The sequence below is a fragment of the Calidithermus roseus genome (assembly GCF_003574095.1).
GTDB classification, from domain to species: domain Bacteria; phylum Deinococcota; class Deinococci; order Deinococcales; family Thermaceae; genus Calidithermus; species Calidithermus roseus.
Window position 1 is genome coordinate 1 of sequence record NZ_QWLA01000009.1, and the last position, 21,215, is coordinate 21,215.

Annotated in this window: 20 protein-coding genes; 9 read left to right on the forward strand and 11 right to left on the reverse strand. The window is 64.5% G+C overall.

What is annotated here, in order from left to right; all coding sequences use genetic code 11:
* The 6 genes from Mrose_RS03765 to Mrose_RS03790 all read right to left on the reverse strand — a co-directional run.
* Positions 1–821: FAD-binding oxidoreductase (locus Mrose_RS03765; RefSeq protein WP_147371564.1), on the reverse strand; the 821-nt coding region annotated here is incomplete at its 3' end.
* A gap of 87 nt (positions 822–908) precedes the next feature.
* Entirely contained in the window at positions 909–1,289 is a 381-nt protein-coding gene (locus Mrose_RS03770; protein ID WP_119276096.1) for a MerC domain-containing protein, read from the reverse strand.
* Positions 1,290–1,303: 14 nt separating this feature from the next.
* A complete protein-coding gene (locus Mrose_RS03775) occupies positions 1,304–2,467 on the reverse strand; it encodes an MFS transporter (protein ID WP_119276097.1) in 1,164 nt (387 codons plus the stop codon).
* Positions 2,468–2,506: 39 nt separating this feature from the next.
* Positions 2,507–4,189 (reverse strand): cbb3-type cytochrome c oxidase subunit I, encoded by a 1,683-nt coding sequence (locus Mrose_RS03780; protein ID WP_119276098.1) that lies wholly within the window; start codon positions 4,187–4,189, stop codon positions 2,507–2,509.
* Positions 4,190–4,258: 69 nt separating this feature from the next.
* A complete protein-coding gene (locus Mrose_RS03785) occupies positions 4,259–4,744 on the reverse strand; it encodes a cytochrome C oxidase subunit II (RefSeq protein WP_119276099.1) in 486 nt (161 codons plus the stop codon).
* Positions 4,745–4,747: 3 nt separating this feature from the next.
* Positions 4,748–4,864, reverse strand: coding sequence for a cytochrome c oxidase subunit 2A (locus Mrose_RS03790; RefSeq protein ID WP_119276100.1), 117 nt, complete (start codon positions 4,862–4,864; stop codon positions 4,748–4,750).
* A 184-nt stretch (positions 4,865–5,048) separates the two neighbouring features.
* Between Mrose_RS03790 and tkt the strand changes: the two genes are divergently transcribed.
* The 9 genes from tkt (at position 5,049) to Mrose_RS03830 (ending at position 12,753) form a co-directional block, all read left to right on the forward strand.
* A complete protein-coding gene (tkt, locus tag Mrose_RS03795) occupies positions 5,049–7,046 on the forward strand; it encodes a transketolase (protein WP_119276101.1) in 1,998 nt (665 codons plus the stop codon).
* Between the two features lie 26 nt (positions 7,047–7,072).
* Positions 7,073–7,246, forward strand: a complete 174-nt coding sequence (locus Mrose_RS18765; protein WP_182482661.1) for a hypothetical protein — start codon at positions 7,073–7,075, stop codon at positions 7,244–7,246.
* A 10-nt stretch (positions 7,247–7,256) separates the two neighbouring features.
* Entirely contained in the window at positions 7,257–8,159 is a 903-nt protein-coding gene (locus Mrose_RS03800; protein ID WP_119276102.1) for a quinate 5-dehydrogenase, read from the forward strand.
* A gap of 87 nt (positions 8,160–8,246) precedes the next feature.
* Positions 8,247–8,801 (forward strand): elongation factor P, encoded by a 555-nt coding sequence (gene efp, locus Mrose_RS03805; protein WP_119276103.1) that lies wholly within the window; start codon positions 8,247–8,249, stop codon positions 8,799–8,801.
* Positions 8,802–8,945: 144 nt separating this feature from the next.
* On the forward strand, positions 8,946–9,464 hold the full coding sequence (gene accB / locus Mrose_RS03810; RefSeq protein ID WP_119276104.1) for an acetyl-CoA carboxylase biotin carboxyl carrier protein: 519 nt from the start codon (positions 8,946–8,948) through the stop codon (positions 9,462–9,464).
* A 62-nt stretch (positions 9,465–9,526) separates the two neighbouring features.
* On the forward strand, positions 9,527–10,870 hold the full coding sequence (gene accC, locus Mrose_RS03815) for an acetyl-CoA carboxylase biotin carboxylase subunit (protein WP_119276105.1): 1,344 nt from the start codon (positions 9,527–9,529) through the stop codon (positions 10,868–10,870).
* Positions 10,870–11,433, forward strand: coding sequence for an NUDIX domain-containing protein (locus tag Mrose_RS03820; RefSeq protein WP_119276106.1), 564 nt, complete (start codon positions 10,870–10,872; stop codon positions 11,431–11,433). Before accC ends, Mrose_RS03820 begins: the two co-directional genes overlap by 1 nt.
* Positions 11,434–11,485: 52 nt before the next feature.
* Positions 11,486–12,112, forward strand: a complete 627-nt coding sequence (locus Mrose_RS03825; protein WP_119276107.1) for a zinc metalloprotease — start codon at positions 11,486–11,488, stop codon at positions 12,110–12,112.
* Positions 12,113–12,117: 5 nt separating this feature from the next.
* On the forward strand, positions 12,118–12,753 hold the full coding sequence (locus Mrose_RS03830; protein ID WP_182482664.1) for a site-2 protease family protein: 636 nt from the start codon (positions 12,118–12,120) through the stop codon (positions 12,751–12,753).
* 117 nt (positions 12,754–12,870) lie between these two features.
* On the opposite strand, the gene Mrose_RS03835 is transcribed toward Mrose_RS03830, so the two are convergent.
* The 5 genes from Mrose_RS03835 to ileS form a co-directional block, all read right to left on the reverse strand.
* Positions 12,871–13,683 (reverse strand): deoxyribonuclease IV, encoded by an 813-nt coding sequence (locus Mrose_RS03835; RefSeq protein ID WP_119276109.1) that lies wholly within the window; start codon positions 13,681–13,683, stop codon positions 12,871–12,873.
* On the reverse strand, positions 13,680–14,183 hold the full coding sequence (locus tag Mrose_RS03840; protein WP_182482662.1) for a septal ring lytic transglycosylase RlpA family protein: 504 nt from the start codon (positions 14,181–14,183) through the stop codon (positions 13,680–13,682). The genes Mrose_RS03835 and Mrose_RS03840 overlap by 4 nt, the downstream gene beginning before the upstream one ends.
* The gene (locus Mrose_RS03845) at positions 14,180–15,223 is read right to left on the reverse strand and encodes a M24 family metallopeptidase (RefSeq protein ID WP_119276110.1); all 1,044 of its coding nucleotides are present in this window, start codon (positions 15,221–15,223) and stop codon (positions 14,180–14,182) included. Before Mrose_RS03845 ends, Mrose_RS03840 begins: the two co-directional genes overlap by 4 nt.
* 156 nt (positions 15,224–15,379) lie before the next feature.
* Positions 15,380–17,299 carry a diguanylate cyclase domain-containing protein gene (locus tag Mrose_RS03850; protein ID WP_119276111.1) on the reverse strand — a complete coding sequence of 640 codons (1,920 nt, stop codon included), beginning with the start codon at positions 17,297–17,299 and terminating at the stop codon, positions 15,380–15,382.
* 156 nt (positions 17,300–17,455) lie between these two features.
* On the reverse strand, positions 17,456–20,731 hold the full coding sequence (ileS, locus tag Mrose_RS03855; protein ID WP_119276112.1) for an isoleucine--tRNA ligase: 3,276 nt from the start codon (positions 20,729–20,731) through the stop codon (positions 17,456–17,458).
* Positions 20,732–21,215: the final 484 nt, after the last annotated feature.

Sequence of the window (21,215 nt, forward strand, 5' to 3'; positions counted from 1 at the left end):
GGGACGGACTGCAGCAGGGGGGCCAACAGTTGTTGGGCCTTGGGAAGGTCGGCGGGGTTGTCGGGCGTGTAGAGGCCGTAGAGCTTGATGCTTCTGGTCACGGTGAGCTGGAGGGCGGTGGAGACATCGTTATCCACGCCCCAGGCCCAGTCCTGCCAGGCCGCCACCACCGCTTCGAACTGGCTCCAGTCCCACTGCACCATGAAGGCCACCGCGTAGGAGACGGGGTGCACGCGGAAGAAAAAGCGTGTGGCGATACCGAAATTGCCGCCCCCACCGCCCTTGCAGGCCCAGAACAGGTCGGGGTGGCGGAACTCGCTGGCGATGAGGGCCTTGCCCTCGGCGTCCACGATCTCGAGCCCGATGAGGTTGTCGCAGGTCAGGCCGTACTTGCGCGAGGTCAGGCCGAAGCCACCCCCTAGCGCCAGCCCGGCTAGCCCCACGGTGGGGCCGGTCGCCAGAGGGAGGGTCACGTTCACCTGCCCCAGCCACTCGGAGAGCTCGAGCATGTGGATGCCCGCCCCGATCTGGGCGATCATGTGCTCGCGGTTCACGCTGACGTTGTCCAGATCGCTGAGGTCGATGATCAGCCCCTCGTTAATGAGGGAGTATCCCTCGTAGCTGTGCCGCCCGCTACGGGCGCGGAAGGGCAGGTTGTTCTCCCTGGCCCAGAGGATGGCGTTGGCGACATCGCGGGTGCTCTGGCAGAACACCACGGCCCTGGGCTGCACGTCAAAGCGCTGGTTGAACCCCTTGCGCGCATCGTCCCAGCCGAAATCTCCAGGATAAACCACACGACCCGTCAGCTTTGCTTTCGCCATGGCATTCCCCTTTCCGGCCCCAAAAATGGAAAAGCCCCCTGATCTTAGATCACCGGGGGTTACGCGTGCGTTACGGTCAGTGTGCGGTCAGTGCTCGCAGCGGTCCATGCGGCACAGGCGGAAGTTTCGCAGGTGGGCGCCGATCAGCGTGAGGCTTCCGGCCACGGTGGACCAGGTTTCCAGCGGCGACTCCTCGAAGCTGCGCGCTATCACTAAAAAGGCCATGCCCAGCACTCCGAAGGCGATCACCACCCGATCCTTGTGTTCGCGACATCCCAGCCACAGCCCCAGCCCGCTGACCGGGATGGTCAGCCAAAGCAGCAAGCTATGCACGGACTCGCTGCCCAACACGCCCTGGGCCAGCAGGGGGAACAATGCCAGCAACACCGGTGTCAGCAGGCAGTGAGCGAAGCACAGCCCGCCCAGACCCATAGCCAGATGATCCCAACTCAGACGCTGGCGCAACATAGACTCGAGTCAGTCTAAGGCAAGCCCACGGGCAGTTTGTGCCTTGCCGAACCTTGCAGGAAAATCAGCAGCGCGAAAGCCGCCATGCTGCTGCCGAAAAAGAAGGCGACAGGGGCTCCGAAGCCTTCCCACAGCAGGCCAAACAGCAAACTGGCAGGGAAGAGCAGCAGGCCCATCAGGGTGTGGTAGAAGCCGATGGCGCTGGCTTTCTCGGTGGGCGGGATGAGGGTGGCTAGGTAAGCCCGGCTGCTTCCCTCGAACGCGGCGCTGTAGAGGGCGTAGAGCCCGAACAGGGCGATGCCTTGCCAGGCCTGACTCGAGAGCCCCAGGCCCAAGTAGACCAGCGCGTAGAGTGCCAATCCCGCGGCTACCATCCGCCGCAGCCCGAAGCGGTCGGCCAGCAGGCCCAGCGGGTAGGAGCTCAGGGCGTAGAGCAGGTTGTAGCCGGTGTAAGCCAGCGTGGCCTGGGCGTCGCTCAGCCCCAGGTCGGTGAGCCGGAGGATCAGGAAGGCGTTGGAGGAGAGCCCCAGGGTGAACACCCCTGTGACCAACAGGAAATGGCGGTACTGAGGGGAGAAGTTCGAGAAGCGCAGGGGTGGCAGGGGTCTGGCGATCCCGCCCTTCTCCCTGACCGCGAACACGATGACCAGCACCGCTAGCGCAGCCGGGATGGCCGATAGCCAGAACACCCCGCGAAAGCCCACCAGCGGCAGCAGCGCGAAGGCCAGCAAAGGGCCGATGGTGGCTCCCACCGAGTCCATCGCCCGATGTAGGCCGTAAGCCCGCCCATACTGCCCCTTGGGGGTAACCTCAGCTAGCAGGGCGTCGCGGGGCGCGGTGCGCAGGCCCTTGCCTACCCGGTCCAGGAAGCGGTAGGCCAGCACGTGCCAGGACGCTGTCGCCAGGGCCAGGATGGGGCGCAGGAGGGCCGGGGTACCGTAGCCCGCCAGCAGCAGCGGCTTGCGGGCGGCGATGCGGTCGGAGATGCGGCCCCCGGCCACCTTGAATAGGCTCGAGGTGGCCTCGGCCACCCCTTCTACCAGCCCCACGATCTCCTTGCCCAGCCCCAGGCTGCCGGTCATGAATAGCGGCAGCAGCGGGTAGACCATCTCCGAGGCGATGTCCATGAGCAGGCTGACCCAGCCCAGTGCGTAGATTGCTCGAGGTAGGCGAGGCATGGAGAGATTCTATCGCTCGTACCGCTGTCTATCGACTTCTCACCAAAGTCGCATGCCGGGAACCGGGTTCATGTTGGTGAACATCTGGAACAGCACCGGTCCATAGGCCACCAGGATCAGCACCACCGCCACGCCGAACCAGAACCCCACCCGCTCGGTCATCAGGGCCAGGCTGTTGCCTTCGGGCTTGGAAATCGCCTCGGCAAAGGGGATTTCCTGGTGCTCGGAGAAGTCGCGCCGCGCTTGCAGGGCGGTGGCGAAGATCACGTAGAAGAACATCACCGCGGCCACGAGCAGGATTATCCCCGAGACGATGTTCATGACCATCCAAGCTGCCGACTCCCGGTATGCCTCCATAGCAGCGGGGCTCTCGGCGATGTGGGCGCGGCGGGGGATGCCCCACAGGAAGCCCATCCAGTGCAGAGTGAAGGTCATGATGAACATGCCGATGAACCACAGCCACATCGAGGCCCAGGCCAGGCCCGGCCGGACGAGGGGCTTGCCGGTGAGGTGGGGGATCAGCCAGAAGGCGGTGCCCATGACGGCCATGGTGACCAGGGTAGCGACTTGCAGGTGGAAGTGGCCGGGGATCCAGGTGGTGTTGTGGACAGCCTGGTTGAGGGTGAAGCTGGCGTTGACGATCCCCCCGGCTCCGCCGGGGATGAAGGCGATAAGGCCCAGCAGCAGCGCCAGCACGCTGGGGTTATTCCAGGGCAGTGCTCGGATCCAACCCAACAGGCCCTTGCCGCCCCTGGCCCGCCCGGCGTTCTCGAGGCTGGCCGCCAGGGTGAAGGCGGTCATCAGGCTGGGCACGGCCACCATCATGGTCAACACGGTGTGGATGAACTTCCAGCCCGGCGCGATGCCGGGGTCGGCGAATTGGTGGTGGAAGCCCACGGGGATCGAGAAGAGCAAAAACAGCAGGAAGGCCAGGCGGGCCAGGGGGTCGGAGATCAGTTTGCCCCCGGCGAGTTTGGGCAGGATGGTGTAAGCCACCACGTAAGCCGGCAGCAGCCAGAAGTACACGATGGGATGCCCGGTGTACCAGAACAGCGTGCGCATGAGCAGGGGATCGACGCCCTCGATCCAGCCGAAGGACCAGGGGATGAGGAAGAAGGCCACCTCGACCACCAGGCCCAGCGAGGCTAGGAACCACATCAGCCAGTGGATCAGGCTCATGTAGGTCACCAGCGGGGTGATCTTGCCGGGGTTCTCCCGCTTAAAGCGCAGCCACATCTGCAGCACCAGGTATGCGCTGACCCAGCTCGAGAGCACGAAGATCGCCGCTCCGACATAGAAGGCCCAGTGGGCCTTGAGCGGGGCATAGAAGGTGTAGAGCACCGAAGCTGCGTTGAGCAGCAGCGGGATGGCGGCGATCAAGAGCCCCACCAGGGCCATCCACCACGACACCCAGGCCAGCGCCATGTTGGGCCTGTAGCCGAGTTCTCTGGCCGGGAAATAGACCAGCAGGGCCTGGGCCATGAGCTGGGTGAAGACGATGGCGTTGAGGACCCCGTGCAGGCTCAGCCCCTGGTAGTACGACTGGATGAGGGGCTTGAGGTAGGGGTAGAGGTCGAGACCGCCATAGTTGAACGACTGTAATGGGCCGAAGAAAGTGCCCAGCAGCAGGGCGGCGAAGCCCAGCATGAGCATGTACAGCGTCAGCTTCTTTTCGGGATGGCCCGCGTAGGCATCCACTTTGGAGAGGGGGATTACGGCCATCGGTTCTCCTTATGAAACTTGGGTCCAGGGTCTGGGACTAAAGCGCCTATAGCCCTCGACTCTCGAGGTTTATTCCTCCACCACGATCTTGCTGATCATGTTCGCGTGGCCCAGGCCGCAGTACTCGTTGCAGATGATCTGGTACTCGCCCGCTTTTCTGAAGGTGTGGCTTACTCTGGCTACCTCGCCGGGAATGACCTGCACGTTGATGTTGGTGCGCTCGATCATGAAGCCGTGCTGCACGTCGGGGCTGGTGACGTAGAAGGTCACTTTGCGGTCCTTTTTGACCCGCATCTCGGCGGGCAGGTAGCCGAAAGCGAAGGCCTGAACGTAAGCTACGTACTCATTACCGATCTGCTCGATGCGCGGATTGGCGAATTCGCCCTCGCTGCGCACCTTGGTTGGGTCGATGCGCTGGGTACCTACCGGGATGCTGCCGCCGAAGTTGGCCATGGTGTAGGCGATGAGCACCACGAAAACCACGATCATCCCGATCCCGAATACCAGCCAGCCGCGTTCGAAGCGCTCGATTACCACGTGTTCCTCGTGATTCATGCCCTAGCTCCTCCCCAGGAAAGTGAAGAAGTAGAACAACCAGAAGGTGAGGATAAAGATGGTCAACACCACCACCACCAAGACTGCGCCCCAGGGCCGGTGATCTTTCTGGTTCTCCATGAGCCCTCCTTGCTTGGGAAGTCTATAGGAGTCGGTAAGTACAAGTGTCCCAGAAATAGTGCTCCCGTAAAACGGACCAGGTCGCTTCCAGGGCTATTTTTCCCCGCCTGGATGCTCGAGCCGATTCCCTCCCCCTATTGTGCGAGTGGCGAAATAACTATGGGGGTGGGGTAATATGGCGCTTATGGTGGAGTCCGTCAGAGTTCAGACCCTCTCGATCAACGCCATCCGCATGCTGGCCCTGGATGCCGTGGAGCAGGCCAAGAGCGGGCATGCCGGAATGCCTATGGGCATGGCTCCCTCGGCTTACGTGCTGTGGACTGAGTTCCTCAAGCACAACCCACGCGATCCCCACTGGTTCGACCGCGACCGCTTCGTGCTCTCGGCGGGCCACGGCAGCATGCTGATCTACGCGCTGCTGCACCTCAGCGGCTACGACCTGCCGCTGGAGGAGCTCAAGCGCTTCCGCCAGTGGGGATCGCGCACTCCCGGTCATCCTGAGTACCACCACACGGTGGGGGTCGAGACCACCACCGGCCCGCTGGGGCAGGGGATCAGCACCGCGGTGGGGATGGCCTTGGCCGAGAAGAGGCTGGCGGCGGAGTTCAACCGCGAGGGCCACACCATCGTCGATCACTACACCTACGTGCTGGCCTCCGACGGCGACCTGATGGAGGGGGTCTCGAGCGAGGCCAGCTCGCTGGCCGGGCACCTCAAGCTGGGCAAGCTGATCGTCCTCTACGACGACAACAGCATCTCCATCGACGGATCCACCGACCTGGCCTTCACCGAGGACGTGCTGGGGCGTTACCGGGCCTACGGCTGGCACACGGTGGGCGGGGTCCACGGCGAGGACCTCGAGGCCATCCGCCGCGCCATCCGGGAGGCCCAGGCCGACCCCCGCCCCAGCATCATCTCCATCAAGAGCATCATCGGCTTCGGTTCACCTCTGGCCGGGCACCACAAGGCCCACTCCGACGCGATGGGGCCCGAGAAGGTGGCGGCCACTCGCGAAGCGCTGGGCTGGCAGTACGCCCCTTTCGAAATCCCGCAGGAAGTCTACGACGACTATCGTCGGGCCATCCCCAAGGGCGAGGCCGCCCAGGCCGAGTGGAACCGCCGCCTGGAAGCTTACCGCCACGCTTTCCCCGAACTGGCCGCTGAATTCCACCGCCGCATGGCCGGTGAACTGCCCAACGGTTTCGCCAGCAGCGAGGCCGGCTGGGAGCAGGCCCTGCCCAGCTTCGAGCCCGGCTCCAAGCTTGCTACCCGCGCCGCCAGCGGCAAGGTGCTCGACGCCCTGGCCCCGCGCATGCCCGAACTCCTGGGGGGCAGCGCCGACCTCACCCCCTCCAACAACACCAAGGCGCTGGGCATGGAAGACTTTTCTGCCTCCAACCCCACTGGCCGCTACATCCGCTACGGGGTGCGCGAGCACGGCATGGGGGCCATTCTGAACGGGATCAACCTGCACGGCGGCCACCGGGCCTATGGCGGCACCTTTCTGGTGTTCTCCGACTACATGCGCCCGGCCGTCCGCCTGGCAGCGCTCATGGAAGTTCCCACCATTTTCGTCTACACCCACGACTCCATCGCTCTGGGCGAGGACGGCCCCACCCACCAGCCCGTCGAGCACCTCATGAGCCTGCGGGCCATTCCCAACCTCTGGGTCATCCGCCCGGCGGACGCCGACGAGACCGCGATGGCCTGGAGGATGGCCCTCGAGCGCAAGAATGGCCCCACCGCCCTGGCCCTCACTCGCCAGGCCCTCCCGGTCTTCGACCGCAGCAAGCTGGCCTCCGCTGAGGAGGCATTGAGGGGCGGATACGTTCTCTCGGAGGTGGAGGACCCTCAGGCGCTCATCGTCGCCACCGGGAGCGAGGTCAGCTTGGCCCTCGAGGCCCAGACCGCATTGGCCAAGGAAGGCCTGCGGGTGCGGGTGGTGAGCCTGCCCTGCTGGGAGGCTTTCGAGGCCCAGGACGCTCAGTATCGCAGCGCCGTGCTGCCCCCTCACCTCCCCACGGTCTCGGTCGAAGCCGGAACCACCCTGGGCTGGGAGCGCTACGCCGACAGGTGCATCGGCCTGGATCGCTTTGGGGCCAGCGCCCCCTACGCCGTGGTCTACAAGGAACTCGGTTTCACCCCCGAGCGCGTCGCGGAAGCGGTGAAGTCGCTGCTGTAACCCCGGCACCCCATAATGACTCTGCTATGGAAGAGGTCTTCAGAAATCCGCGTCCGCTGCTGTTTACCCTGGCCCTGGGAGCGGCCTTGCTCGGTGGCCTGGTGATGGCTTTTTCTGCTCAGAAAGCCGCTCCCCGCTGGCTGGCTTATGTCTTTTGGGTTGTCGCTGCCTTGCTGATGCTTCTCGGGTTGGCGCAGTAGGATTAGGGACATGCCCAAACGCATCGTCAGCGTCTCGATTGGCTCTTCCAAGCGTAACTCCAAGGCCGAGCTCAGCATCGAAGGTCTCCCCGATACCTTTGTGCTCGAGCGCATTGGCACCGACGGGAGCTGGGAGAAGGCCATCGAGCTGGTCAGGGAACTCGACGGCAAGGTTGATGCCTTCGGCCTGGGCGGGGCCGACCTGTACGTGTGGGCCGGGAAGCGCCGTTACACCTTCCGTGACTCGGCCCGCATGGCCGCCGCCGCTAAGCAAAGCCCCATGGTCGACGGCTCGGGGCTCAAACACACCCTCGAGCGCAACGCTGTGCGCGTGCTGGAGCCGCAAATCCACTGGAAGGGCAAGAAGGTGCTCATCCCCAGCGCCCTTGACCGCTTCGGCCTGGCCGAGGCCATGAGCGAAGCTGGGGCCGAGGTGATCTATGGCGACTTCATCTATGGGCTGGGATTACCCTTTCCCATCCGGCAGCTCCCGGTGCTGCGCCTGTGGGCCTACATCCTCATGCCCATCATCACCCAACTGCCCTTCAAGTGGCTCTACCCCACGGGCGAGAAGCAGGAAAAGCAGGTGCTCGACTGGCGGCAGAGGTATTTCCGCTGGGCCGACGTGATCGCGGGGGACTGGCACTTCATGCGCCGCTACATGCCCCCCGACATGCAGGGCAAGGTCATCCTCACCAACACCACCACCGAGGAAGACCTCGAGTTCATGCGCTCGAGGGGCATCAAGACCCTCATCACCACCACCCCGCGCATCGCGGGTCGCAGCTTCGGCACCAACGTGATGGAAGCCTTCATCGTAGCCCTGGCCGGGAAGTACCCCCTGAGCGAGCAGGAGTACCTGGGGTACATCGAAAAGCTCGGCCTCAAGCCGCAGATCACCGAGCTTTCGTAGAGATGCGTGTCGCGAAATTGAGCAAAGCGCCCGCGCCATGTACAATCACGCTTTGGAAAGGCCCTATGAGGGCCAGAGGAGCTTTGCATGATCAGCGTGACCGACTTGCGCAACGGCACAAAAGTCAAGATGGATGGCGGCCTGTGGATGTGCGTGGACTACCAGCACCAGAAGATTGGGCGGGGTGGGGCCAAGGTGGTCGCCAAGTTCAAGAACCTCGAGACCGGCGTTACCGTGGAGCGCTCCTTCAACTCGGGGGAGAAACTCGAGGACATCTACGTCGAGACCAAGGACCTGCAGTACCTCTACGCCGAAGGTGACGAGCTGGTGCTGATGGACCTCGAGACCTACGAGCAGTTTCACGTGCCCAAGGACATCACCGACGCAGCCAAGTTCCTCAAGGAGGGCATGACCGTGCAGGGTTCGATGTACAACGGGCGCCCGCTGGACATCACCCCGCCCTTCACGGTCGAGCTCAAGATCATCGACACGCCGCCAGGCGTGCGCGGGGATACCGTCTCGGGTGGCACCAAGCCGGCGACGCTCGAGACCGGCGCGGTGGTGCAGGTTCCCTTGTTCGTGGAGACCGGCGAGGTCATCAAGGTCGATACCCGCACGGGTACTTACATCAGCCGGGCCTGAAGCGCTTTCATCGCTGGGGGGCGGCGTGAAGCTCGCCCCTGGTTTTATGCCGTATGCTAACGCCTGAAGGTCGACAAACCCGCTCGAGCGACCTGGGCGGGCTGCGTGGGTATACTTGGGGCGTTCGGATCGCCCGAGGTGAATATGAATGCGAAGGAACTGAAGCTCATCCTGCAAGCCTTGGTTGAAAACGAGGTTTCCGAACTCAGCCTCGAGACCCCTGATTACAAACTCACCGTCAAACGGGGGGGCACAGCCCCCGCTGTGACCTACGTGGCTCCCACACCGGCACCTGCCCCAGCCATCCCGGTCCCGGCTCCTGTCCCAGTACCCGTCCCGCCGCCTGCGCCGGAGCCTGCCCCTGCCGCCAATTCGACTCCGGCCCCCGCTCCCGAGCCAAAGCCCGAAGAGCCCGCCGTTAAGGGAGTGGAGATCAAAGCCCCCATCGTGGGCACCTTCTACCGGGCTCCTTCTCCCGACGCTGAGCCCTTCGTCAAGGAGGGCGACACGGTGAAGAAGGGCCAGGTGCTGTGCATCATCGAGGCCATGAAGCTCATGAACGAGATCGAGTCCGACGTCTCCGGGATCGTGCGCAAGATCCTGGTGAGCAACGGCGAGCCGGTCGAGTACGGGCAAGTTCTCTTCATCATCGAACCTGCATGAGCGCTGGTAGCTCATAGCCGATCGCTTCTGGCTGTGAGCCACGAGCGCGTCTGGAGAGTGCTATGTTCAACAAGATCCTCATCGCCAACCGAGGGGAAATCGCCCTGCGGGTGCTGCGCGCGGCGCGGGAGATGGGCATCAAGGTGGTGGTGGCCCACTCCGAGGCCGACACCCAGTCCTTGCCCGTCCTGCTGGCCGACGAGGCCATCTGCATCGGTGCGCCGCCTTCGACCCAGAGCTACCTCAACATCCCCAACCTGCTCTCGGCGGCCATCATCAGCGGGGCCGACGCCATCCACCCGGGCTACGGCTTCCTGGCCGAGAACCCCCAGTTCGCCGAGATGTGCCGTGAATACGGCATCGTCTTCATCGGCCCGACGCCCGAGAACATGTACAGTCTGGGCTCCAAGGCCGGTGGGCGCGAGATCGCGGCCAAGTCCAACGTGCCCACCGTTCCGGGGACGGGTGTGCTCGAGAGCGTCGAGGAGGCTATCGCTGCCGCCGAGCAGATCGGCTACCCGGTGCTGCTCAAAGCCAGCGCGGGCGGGGGTGGGCGCGGCCAGAAGGTCGTGCGCTCCTCCGACGAGATGAAGACCGCCTTCGTGCAGGCCCAGCAGGAGGCCCAGAACTACTTCGGCGACCCCGCTTTGATCCTGGAGAAGTTCATCGAGCTCTTCCGCCACGTCGAGGTGCAGGTGATGGGCGATGGCAAGGGCCACGTCATCCACATCGGCGAGCGCGACTGCTCGATCCAGCGGCGCAACCAGAAGCTCATCGAGGAGGCCCCCAGCCGCCTGCCCGAGGAACTGCGCCAGGAAATCCTGGCCGCGGGGGTCCGCTTAGCCAAGTACGTCAATTACCAAGGGGCGGGGACGCTCGAGTTCATCGTCGATCCCGAGGGCAATTACTACTTCATGGAGATGAACACCCGCATCCAGGTCGAGCACTGCGTCTCCGAGATGATCTCGGGCCTGGACTTCGTGAAGATGCAGATCCGCATCGCCGCGGGTGAACCCCTCGACCTCCAGCAGGAGGACGTCATCCTCAAGGGCCATGCCATCGAGTGCCGCATCAACGCCGAGGACTACGAAAAAGACTTCCGCCCCAGCATCGGCAAAGTCGAGACCCTGCACTTCCCCGGCGGCCCCGGCGTGCGCATCGACTCGCACCTCTACGCTGGCTACAGTATCCCGCCCCATTACGACTCGCTCGTGGCCAAGCTCATCGTCCACGCCCCCACCCGTGAGGAGGCCATCGACCGCATGAAGCGGGCTTTGGGCGAGACCGTGATCGAAGGGCCGGGCGTCAAGACCACCGTACCCTTCCACCTCAAGGTCATGGACAACGCCTTCTACCGCCGGGGGGCCATCTTCACCAACTTCGTCACCACGCGGATGAGCGACTGATGACCGACCCCGAAGACTCCCCCTGGCAGACCCTCTCCTCCGAGCTGGTCTACGACAACCGCTGGATCGCCGTCACCCACCGCGAGGTGATCAACCCCAGCGGCAACCCCGGCGTCTATGGGGTAGTGCACTTCAAGAACCGGGCCATCGGGGTGTTGCCCCTCGACGAGGAGGGCAATACCTATCTGGTGGGCCAGTACCGCTACACCCTGGGCCGCTATTCCTGGGAAATCCCCGAGGGCGGCGGCCCCTTCGACGAAGAACCCCTCGAGGCCGCCAAGCGCGAGTTGCTCGAGGAGACCGGCCTCCGTGCCGATCACTGGGAATTGCTCCTGACGCTACACCTCTCCAACTCCGTCACCGACGAGGTCGGGATGGTGTACCTGGCGCGGGGGCTGCACCAGGGCGAAGCCAGCCCCGAGGACACCGAAGACCTCCGGGTGCAGAAGGTGCCGCTCGAGGAGGTTTACCGCCGGGTGTTGGGGGGCGAGATCACCGACTCGCTCACGGTGGCAGCGGTGTTGCGGGCGAGGTTGCTGCTGCTGGAGCAGGGCCGATGGTGAAGTCGGTTCGAAGATGCAATCGGGTTGGCGTTTACCCGTAAACTGGTGAGCGATGTTCTTCTTCTCGCTGCTCGCAACCAACCCCCTTGCCTATTTGGTGGCTTTTGCCGCCGCCGCTTTCGGCCTGGTCATGCACAACCTCTTCCAGGCCTGGCTGGCCGACCGCTACAAGGATTCCTCTCCCCGCCGATTTGGCTTTCTCAGCGTGGAGCCCCGGGTCCACCTTGACATCATCGGCCTGGTCTTCCTGGCCCTCATCGGCTTCGGCTTTCCCCGCCCGGTGCCCTACCGGCTCTTTGGCCGCAAGGATGCCCAAGTAGCGCTGATGGGACCGCTGGGCTTCTTCGTCGCCGCCCTGCTGTTTGGCCTACTGGCCCGACTGCTGCTCCGGGTGGGTGACAGCATGGCCAGCATCGCCGATGGGTTGGACGTGGCTTCGGGCCTGATGCTGATTCACGCGGCGATCTATCTTTTTCCCGTGCCCCCCCTCGACGGGGCCAAGGTGGTCTACGCCCTAGGCGGCAGTGAGGCCCGCCGCTTCATGGATCAGCTAGCCAGCTATGGCCCCATCGGTTTTTTCGTGATCTTTCTGATCCTCAACTTCACCGGCGTCACCACGGCGGTTCGGCTGGTGCTGGGCAGCTTTCTCAACAGCCTGTTCCGCCTGATGGGTCTGTAGTCATGCTGATCGAGCTTCTGCGCGATGAACCGCTTACCTTTTTCCTGGTGGTGGGCATCCTGCTGTTCTCGCTCACCCTCCATGAGATCGGGCACGCGCTGAGCGCCTCCTGGTCGGGCGACCAGACTGCCCGCCTGATGGGTCGCATCAGCCTCAACCCCTTCCGGCACCTCGATCCCTGGGGAACCTTGCTGCTGCTCTTCGCCGGCTTCGGCTGGGCTAGGCCGGTGCCCATCGATCCGCGCAACTTTCGCAACTACCGACTCGGCCTGTTCGTGGTCTCCATCGCAGGCATCGTGGTCAACCTGGCCATCGCCCTGCTGTGTGCGCTGCTGCTGAGGGGCCTCGACACGCTGGGCGTGGCCATGCCCGACAGCACCCTCACCAATGCCCTGCTCTACGCCGCGGCCATCAACATCACCCTGGCGGTGTTCAACCTGCTGCCGGTGCCTCCCCTCGACGGCTCCAAGATCGTGCAGAGCCTTTTACCCCTGCGCTGGCACCCCTTCATCTGGCGTCTCGAGGCCAACCCCAACTACGCCATCATCGCGTTGCTGCTGTTCCTCACCGTGTTGCGCGGGCCGGTGATGCAGCTCATTCGCTTTGTGCAGATCGAGTTCTTCAAGCTTACGTTGGGATGAAGGAAGGCTTGTAGCCAGTGGCCGAGGGACAAGGGTCGAGAACCAAGGCGTCTTGCGTTTAGCTATCGGCTATCGACCTTTCCCGGCGTACGCCGCAAGACGCATAACCCCCCACCCTCACTCCCCCAACCACTCCCGCAACACCCGCAGGTTGTGCGCGTCCTCCTGCGCGCTTCTGGGGGTCTCGAGGATCACCACCTTGTTCGAGAGGCGCGCGTCGGTGACGAACTCAGCCAGCGCCGGGCCAATGTGACCTTCGAGCAAGTTGGCATGGAGGTCTTTATGGCTGGCGAATGCGTGCTGCGAGTCGTTGAGGTGAATCACCGGCACGCGCTCCAGGCCGATCCCCTCCTCCAGCGTGCTCAGCACGCCGGCGGGGTCTTCGTGGATGCGGTATCCGGCGGCGAAGGCGTGACAGGTGTCGAAGCACACCTGAAGCGGTGTGCCCTCGATGATCCGGGCCAGACCGTGCAGGTCGGAACCCAGCTCCCCGCCCCCTCCTGCGGTGTTCTCCAGCAGCAACCTGGGGCCGTTTTTCCCTAGAGCCGCCAGCTCGCGGGCCTTCAGCGCACCCTCCCGCACCCGCTCGGCGTCGCCCGAACCCGGATGCACCACCACGTGTTCCACGCCCAGGGCCTGGGCTTTCATCAGGTCTTCAGCCAGGCTGAACACGCTCTTGTCCCACAACTCGCCCGAAGCCCCCAGGTTGACGAGGTACGAAGCGTGGATCACCGCCGGGATGGCCCCGAGATTTTCGCGCCTGGCCCGGAAGCGCTCGATCTGGGCAGGGGAGAGGGGACGGGTCTTCCAGGTTCTGGGGTTCTTGGCGAAGATCTGGAAAGCGCTCAGGCCCAGCAACTCGGCTTCCCGCACCGCTCCCGCCACGCCCTCCTTGCTCGAGATCGAAAGGTGCAGGCCGTAGCGGATCATCTGAGGACTTCCAGGCGCACCGTGGTCGTTCCCGACATGCCGATGGCCTGGGCGGCGGCATAGGAGAGGTCGATCACGTAGCCCCGGATGTAGGGCCCCCGGTCGTTGACCCGCACGATCACCCTGCGCCCGTTGCGCAGGTTGGTCACCCGCACCCGCGTGCCAAAGGGCAGCGTGGGGTGCGCGGCGGTGAGGTCGTAGGTGTTGAAGCGCTCGCCGCTGGCGGTGCGTCTGCCCTGGAAGCCGGGACCGTACCAAGCTGCCTTCCCTTGCTGCAAGAAGCGCCAGTCGCGATTGGCGCTGGGGCTGCCGGAGACCCGGAGTACCTGCCCCACCTTGATCACGTCGCTGTTCAGGCCGTTGAGGGTCTTGAGTGTCTCGACAGTAGTGCCGTGCCTGCGGGCGATGGAGTAGAGGGTATCGCCCTTCTGTACGCGATATTCCTGGGCCTGAGCCAGGGTGAGGCTCAAGCATACCAGCAGGCCCACCAGCTTTTTCATAGGGAGCTAAACCCCTTGGGGCTGTGCGAAAGCACCTCGTAGCCGGCCTCCGTCACCAGCACCAGGTCTTCGATGCGGCACCCCCCCACGCCAGGAATGTACACCCCTGGTTCAATCGTCAGCACCATGCCGGCCTCGAGCAGGTCGTCGGAGAGCTTATTCAGGCGTGGTCCCTCGTGGATGGCCAGGCCCACGCCGTGACCCAGGCCGTGGGCGAAGTACTCGCCATAACCCCGATCAGTAAGCGCCTGCCGAGCGATGGCGTCGAGTTCCTTGCCCGTCTTGCCGGGGCGCACGGCCTCGAGCGCGGCCTGCTGGGCCTCGAGCACCGCGTCGTAGATCTCCCGCAACTCGCGCGAGACTTCCCCCAGGGCCACCGTGCGGGTCATGTCGGAGTGGTAGCCCTCCACCACTGCGCCGAAGTCCAGCGTGACCAACTCGCCCGGCAGCAACTTCTTTGAACTGGCGGCCCCGTGGGGCATGGCGCTGCGTTCGCCTGAGGCCACGATGATCTCGAAGGCCACGCCCTCCGAGCCGCGCTTGCGCAGGAAGAACTCCAGCTCCAGCGCGATATCGCGCTCGCTGACGCCGGGCTTGAGGAAGGGCAGGATGTGCTCGTAGCCTTCGTCGGCCAGCCTGGCGGCGGCGCGGATGCGCTCGAGTTCCTCGGGGGTTTTCTTCAGGCGCAGCCTTTCCACCAGGTCGCTGGTGGGGACCCACTCTGCTGGAACCTGTTCCCTCAGCGCCTCCAGCCGTCCGAAGGCCAGGTGGTTGGCCTCGAAGCCCACCCGTCCGCGCAGCAGTTCAGCCATCACCTCGGCGCTGTGCTCGCGCGGCACGATGCGCTGCGGGATCCGCGATTCCTGCTGAGCCTGGAGGGTGTAGCGGGGGTCGGTGACCAGGGTCGCTCCCTCACGCCAGACCGCCACCCAGCCATCCTTGGGGCTGGTAAAACCCGATAGATATCGGACGTTCTCCGGCTGGGTGACCAACAGGGCGTCCAGACCGGCGTCCTCGAGCACGTTGCTTAGGGGATGCATCGGACGAGAGTCTAACATGCGCGAGCGGGGAAATCACTCACGAGCAAGATTTATCGTGAAAATGAGCACATAATCGCACATCGCACACCGACCCCAGGGCGCCGAAGCCTGATAAGCACGAATTACCAGCCCTCGACGCCTCCTGGCCATGGGCCATCAGCTATTGGGGTGGGCCCGGCGAGCCCTGTGGATGGCTTTTTCCTCGTACATGCGCTCGTCGGCCAGGCGCACGAGACTCTGAGCATCACCGGCCTCTTGGGGGAAGGCGGCCAGACCCGCGCTCACGTCGGCTTGGGGGAAACCGTTCCCTCTGAGTTCCGCGATGGCCTGTGCCACCCTGCTGCGGATGGCGGAGAAGGTGCTCTCGCCGGAAGGGGTGTGCTCGAGGATGGCCGCGTATTCGTCGCCGCCCAGGCGATAAACGCGGTCTTCGCGGCGCAAGGTGGCGACGAGGGCGCGGGCGAACTCGCGCAGCAGGGCGTCGCCGCGCTCGTGACCCTGGGTGTCATTGACCTGCTTGAGCCCGTCGAGGTCGAGCATGAGCAGGCTCACCGGGTAGCCGTGGCGTTGGGCGCTGTTGAGCGAGGCGTCGAGGTCACGGTCGAAGGCCCGCCGATTGCCCAAGCCGGTGAGGGCATCGGTGAAGGCGGCGGCTTCCACGGCCCGCAGGTAGTCGCGGTGCTCCTGGGCGGTGCGCACGCTGCGGGCGGCGGCTTCGAAGAGGCTGCGGTCCTTGTGGGTCCAGGGGCGGTCGGAACCGAACTTGGCCGCGAAGATGGCCATGCCCCGTTCGCCCAGCGTCAAGGGGATGATCGCCACCGACTGAACGCCCACCTCGAGCAGGGCCGCCATCGCCCGAGGGTAGCTGGGGTAGTCGTCGATGTAGACCGGGTTCCCCGCTTCGATGGCCTCCCACACCGGGCTGACTTCCTTGTGCATGTCGGCGGTGGGGATCGACATGGGGCTGTCCCACACCTTGCGCAGCCCCACCGAGTTACCCCGCACCACCGCCAGGCCGATCCAGTCAACGTCGGCCACGTTGGCGATGGTACGGATGACCTTTGCGGCTGCCTCCTCGACCTCGAGCGTCGTCTCGGCCAGTCGCGAAATCTGCAGCAGCACCTCGGAGTACTGCGCCGCCTCGCGTAACTGCCGGGCCCGCGTGACCCGTTGGGCCGAGATCGAAAGGGCGTCGGCGGTGACTTCCAGTAGCCCCTGCTCCTCCAGTCGCCAGGGGCGAGGGCTTTGCAGGCGGAAGGCCCCCAGCAGCCCGAATTCCTGCTCGGGAGTGCCGAAGGGAACCCAGGCCACCGAGGCCACGCCGCTTTGCAAGCAGGCCGGATGGGTGATGGCCAGGCTGCGGTAGTCGTCCACGAAGCGAGGTTGGGAGTGGGCGAGTTCAAGGGGCAGGGAGTCGTCCAGGCCCAGCGCCAGAGGTTGCTCGGTGAGGAAGCGCAGCAACTGCGGGGCCTGACCGTCGAAGGCGATGGGTGAGAAGCCTTCCTTCAAGCTTCCCAGCAGCACCGCCATCCAGTCGGCCCCCACCAGGGGCCGCAGGCGGCGCACCACCTCTCCAGCCAGCGGCTGCAAGTCCTCGTAGCGCTCGAGCGCCCCCGTGAGCGCCGCCAGGTACGCGCTCTCCCGCAGGCTGGCCTCGAGGGTGGTGCGCTGGGCGGCCAGCCTCTCGGTTTCAGCCTGCAGGGCCTGCACCTGCTGCTGGGCCTGATGCAAGGGCGTTCGGTCACGTAAGCAGGCGAGGTAGAGCGTGAGGTCATCCTTGCGGTAGGGGCGCAGGGAAAGCTCGAGCACGAGAGAGCGGCCATCCCTGGCACGACCTTCCACCTGGCGAACGCTCCCTGCTGCCACGGCCAGCTCGGCCAGTTGTTCCGCGGGGAGGGGGATCGCCGTCAGATCGCTCAGCGCTTGGCACAGAGCCTCCGCCTGGCTGTAACCGAATGTGCTCTCGGCTGCCGGGTTCCAGGCCAGCACCCGGCCCCGTTCATCCAGCATCGCCATTGGCTCGAGCGCTCCTGCCAGCAACTCGGCCTCGGGAAGCTTTGAATGAACGTCTGACACGATATTCCTCCCGATCAGTCTAAGTGGCTTCAACGGCTTCAGTAGACCGAAGTTTACAACACCTGCTATCGAAGGTAAGGGAATATGGGCGTAAATAAAAGAACACGCAACCCCTGGCTCTTCAGGGGGTTGCGTGCTGGGATGGGTCCGTAAGCTTTAGGCTTTGCTCAATCCAAAGCGAACCCTGCCCTCCTCGTCCTCGAGGCCGGTCTCGAAGCCTGTGATGGGGGCTTCGCTCAGACTCAGGGCCAGGGTTTCCTCCTGAAGGCGGCTGCCGAACTTGCGCAGCGCCTCGGCGTACTTGCCCTCGGCCTGGTAGCTGAGGTGGATGCGGTCGGAGACCTGCAGCCCCATGTCCTTGCGGGCCTGCTGCACCAGCCGGATGAGCTCGCGCGCGAGCCCCTCGAGGAAGAGCTCGTCGTCCACGCGCACCTCCAGAGCCGCCATATAGCCCCGCTCTTCCAGAGCCTCGTAGCCGGCAGGGGAGAGGGCCTCGAGCAGCAGCTCGTCGGGGGTGAGGGTGATGGTTTCGCCCTCGATCTCCAGGTGCAGCGCCTGCTTTGCCTTGAGGGTCTGGGCCACGTACTTCCCGTCCAGCTCGGCGAGCAACTGCCGAATGGCGGGCACCTTCTTGCCGTATTTCTTACCCAGCACCGGCAGGTTGGGCAGCACCCGGTAGGAGAGCACCTCCTCCTCCGGTCCCAGCACCCGCAGTTCCTTGACGTTGAGTTCATCGGCGATCTCGGAGGCGAAGTGCTGCAAGCCCGCCCGCTCCTCGGCGGTGGGGGCCGTGACCAGCATCAAAGGCAGGGGGATGCGGGTCTTGACTCCGCTCCTGGCGCGGGCCGCGCGGGCCAGACGCACCACCTCGAGCGCGGCGTGCATGGACTTGAGCAGGCTTTGGTCCATGGCCTGGGCCTGCGGCCACTGCGAGAGGTGCACCGACTCGGGCGCGTTCTCATCCACCGAGCGCACCAGGTTCTGCCACAGCGCCTCGGCCACGAAGGGGGTGAAGGGGGCGCAGAGCTGGCTCACGGCTACCAGGGCCTCCCACAGCGTGGCGTAGGCGGCTTCGCGATCGGCTGCGTCGTCGTTTTTCCAGAAGCGGCGGCGGTTGCGGCGCACGTACCAGTTAGAAAGCTCCTCCACGAACTCTTCCAGCGCCCTGGCCCCGCCGCGCGCGTCATAGCGCTCGAGGGCCTCGCTCACCTCCTGCACGAGTTGCTGGGTGCGACTGTAGAGCCAGCGATCGATCTCGGGCCGCTCTTCGACGGGGGGGCGCTCTTTGAGGTTTGGCCGGTCGAGGTTGGCGTAGAGTACGAAGAAACTGTAGACGTTCCACAGCGTGCCCAAAAAGCCGCGCATGGCCTCGGCCACCAGTCGCTCACTGAAGCGCTTGGTGTCGCCAGGCTCGCTGGCGGTGAACATGTACCAGCGCACCGCATCGGCCCCGTACTTGTCGAAAGCGGGCAGGGGTTCGACCACGTTGCCCTTGCTCTTCGACATCTTCTGGCCCTTCTCGTCGACCAGGTGCCCCAGGCAGATGACGTTCTTGAAAGCGGGCCGGTCGTAGAGCAGCGTGGCGATGGCGTGCAGGGAGTAGAACCAGCCCCGCGTCTGGTCGATGGCTTCGCAGATGAAGTCGGCGTTGAAGTGTTGCTCGAACAGCTCGTAATTGGCCTCGGTTCCAGGCAGGGGCCTGCCGTTCTCGTCGAGCATCAGGTGCCACTGGGCGTAGGGCATGGCCCCGGAGTCGAACCACACGTCGAGCACTTCCGGTACCCGGCGGAAGATCTTGCCATCTTTGACGAAGGTAATGTCATCGACATAGGGCCGGTGCAGGTCGAGGTCCGAGAGGTCGCGTCCGGCTAGCTCGGAGAGTTCCCTCACGCTCCCCACGCAGACTTTCTCCGAGCCGTCCTCCGCCACCCAGAACGGCAGCGGCGTGCCCCAGTAGCGCTCGCGGCTGATGGCCCAGTCCACGTTGTCCTTCAGCCAGTTGCCAAAGCGCCCGTACTTGATGTGCTCGGGCACCCAGTTGATCTCCTCGTTGCGCGCGTAGAGCTGCTCGCGAAAGAGCGAGGTCTTGATGTACCAGGAAGGCTTGGCGAAGTAGAGGATGGGGTCGCCGGTGCGGTCGTGGAAGGGATAGCGGTGGCGGATGGTGCCCGCGTGGTACATCACCCCGCGCTCCTTCATGGCGCGGATGAGCCCCTTGTCGGCGTCCTTGAAGAACTTGCCCCGCTCGCCGGTGACCCGCATCACACCGTACTCATCGGTGCCGAAGAGCAGCGGCGTGCCGTACTTGCGGGAGAGCTCGAGGTCCTCCGCGCCATAGACCGGGGCCTCGTGGGCTACCCCCGAGCCGTCCTCGGCGCTGACGAAGTCGGCCAGGGCCACGAAGTGCATGACGGGCCTGCCGTTCTCCCGCCGCTCACCCTGCTCCTTCACCACACCCAATTCGACGCAGACTTCGGGGAAGGGCGGGGTATACTCCCACCACTCCATGTCAGCGCCTTTGAGCTGCGCGAGGACCTCGAGTTCCTCCTCGTGCAACTCCTTCAGCCGTTCGACCGCCTCCATCGCGAAGATCAGGTGCCCCGCCGAGGGCGAGCGCACCAGGGCGTAGTCCATCTGGGGGTTCACCGCCGCCATCGTGTTCGAGGGCAGGGTCCAGGGCGTGGTGGTCCAGACCAGGATGGCGAGGTTCTCGAGGTCTTCCAGCCGCACCCCCTGGGCGTTTAGCCTTTGACGTACGGCCTTTGGCGTGGTTTCCAGCTTGAGCGGGAAGCGCACGTAGACGCTCGGATCGTCCACCTCGCGGTAGCCGTCGGCGATCTCGTTTTGCGAGAGGGTGGTGGAGATGCGCGGGGAAAGGGGTACGACCTTGTAGTCCTGGGTGATGAGGCCCTTGTCCCAAAGCCGCTTCAAGAGGTTCCACACCGACTCGATGTACTCGTTGGTGTAGGTGATGTAGGCGCTATCCAGATCGACCCAGAAGCCCAGCCGCTCGGTGAAGTAGTTCCAGTCCTGGATGTTCTCGAAGACGTACTTCTTGCACGTGGCGTTGAACTCGGCGATCTCCTCGCGCGAGAGCGCCTTGCGCCCCAGCACACCCAGCCGCTTTTCCACCGCGATCTCGACGGGCAGGCCGTGGGTGTCCCAGCCGCCCTTGCGCGTGACGTGGAAGCCCTGCATGGTCTTGTAGCGGGGGAACAGGTCCTTGAAGCTGCGCGCCAGCACGTGGTGCATGGCCGGCTGCCCGTTGGCGGTGGGTGGCCCCTCGTAGAAGACGAACTTGCCCCTAGGCGCGGGCTTGCGGTCGGACTTCTCGAAGATCCCCTGCTTCTTCCAGAACTCCAGCACCTCGGCCTCGAGGCGGGGAAAGTTGGGCTCACCCACCTCTTTGAATAGCTTTTTTTCCTCTACCATCCGGTCTCCTTCTGGCTGTCCCAAAAGCAGCGTCCGCACCGGGCCGCTTAGAAACAGCTCAGGTGCGGACGAAAGTTGCCTGTCTGGCCTCTCTCGCGGTACCACCGCACTTCCGGTGGAGGTCGAGAGCCAAGAGTCGAGCGAGGGTCGAGGGCTTGTGGGTTTGTAGCTTTGGACGCTAGACTCCAGACTCTGGACGCACCAACGGCACTCTTCGGCGCTGTCTCGGGCGCACCCGCCGGGGTCTACTGGGATGGATCAAGCCTGGATTAAGGCTTCGGGCCATCGGTTCTTCCCAGATCGAATGGGGTGATTTTCGGTGCCAAAGTTGCCGTCAGGCTCGCACTATCCCCGACTCGCTGCGTGGGCATTGGCGCTTACTCGTCCCCATCTTTGCTTTACAACCCTAGCAGCTTGACCTATACTCCTATGCGGCTGCCATAGGGTAAAACTTATGCTAGCTACCCCCAAACAGGATGTCAAA

What these genes read in the sequence shown, in the direction of transcription:
- Mrose_RS03770 (WP_119276096.1), bottom strand. Translation starts at nt 1,289, where the DNA reads ATGTTGCGCCAGCGTCTGAGTTGGGATCATCTGGCTATGGGTCTGGGC.
- Mrose_RS03775 (WP_119276097.1), bottom strand. Translation starts at nt 2,467, where the DNA reads ATGCCTCGCCTACCTCGAGCAATCTACGCACTGGGCTGGGTCAGCCTG.
- Mrose_RS03780 (WP_119276098.1), bottom strand. Translation starts at nt 4,189, where the DNA reads ATGGCCGTAATCCCCCTCTCCAAAGTGGATGCCTACGCGGGCCATCCC.
- Mrose_RS03785 (WP_119276099.1), bottom strand. Translation starts at nt 4,744, where the DNA reads ATGAATCACGAGGAACACGTGGTAATCGAGCGCTTCGAACGCGGCTGG.
- Mrose_RS03790 (WP_119276100.1), bottom strand. Translation starts at nt 4,864, where the DNA reads ATGGAGAACCAGAAAGATCACCGGCCCTGGGGCGCAGTCTTGGTGGTG.
- tkt (WP_119276101.1), top strand. Translation starts at nt 5,049, where the DNA reads ATGGTGGAGTCCGTCAGAGTTCAGACCCTCTCGATCAACGCCATCCGC.
- Mrose_RS18765 (WP_182482661.1), top strand. Translation starts at nt 7,073, where the DNA reads ATGGAAGAGGTCTTCAGAAATCCGCGTCCGCTGCTGTTTACCCTGGCC.
- Mrose_RS03800 (WP_119276102.1), top strand. Translation starts at nt 7,257, where the DNA reads ATGCCCAAACGCATCGTCAGCGTCTCGATTGGCTCTTCCAAGCGTAAC.
- efp (WP_119276103.1), top strand. Translation starts at nt 8,247, where the DNA reads ATGATCAGCGTGACCGACTTGCGCAACGGCACAAAAGTCAAGATGGAT.
- accB (WP_119276104.1), top strand. Translation starts at nt 8,946, where the DNA reads ATGAATGCGAAGGAACTGAAGCTCATCCTGCAAGCCTTGGTTGAAAAC.
- accC (WP_119276105.1), top strand. Translation starts at nt 9,527, where the DNA reads ATGTTCAACAAGATCCTCATCGCCAACCGAGGGGAAATCGCCCTGCGG.
- Mrose_RS03820 (WP_119276106.1), top strand. Translation starts at nt 10,870, where the DNA reads ATGACCGACCCCGAAGACTCCCCCTGGCAGACCCTCTCCTCCGAGCTG.
- Mrose_RS03825 (WP_119276107.1), top strand. Translation starts at nt 11,486, where the DNA reads ATGTTCTTCTTCTCGCTGCTCGCAACCAACCCCCTTGCCTATTTGGTG.
- Mrose_RS03835 (WP_119276109.1), bottom strand. Translation starts at nt 13,683, where the DNA reads ATGATCCGCTACGGCCTGCACCTTTCGATCTCGAGCAAGGAGGGCGTG.
- Mrose_RS03840 (WP_182482662.1), bottom strand. Translation starts at nt 14,183, where the DNA reads ATGAAAAAGCTGGTGGGCCTGCTGGTATGCTTGAGCCTCACCCTGGCT.
- Mrose_RS03845 (WP_119276110.1), bottom strand. Translation starts at nt 15,223, where the DNA reads ATGCATCCCCTAAGCAACGTGCTCGAGGACGCCGGTCTGGACGCCCTG.
- ileS (WP_119276112.1), bottom strand. Translation starts at nt 20,731, where the DNA reads ATGGTAGAGGAAAAAAAGCTATTCAAAGAGGTGGGTGAGCCCAACTTT.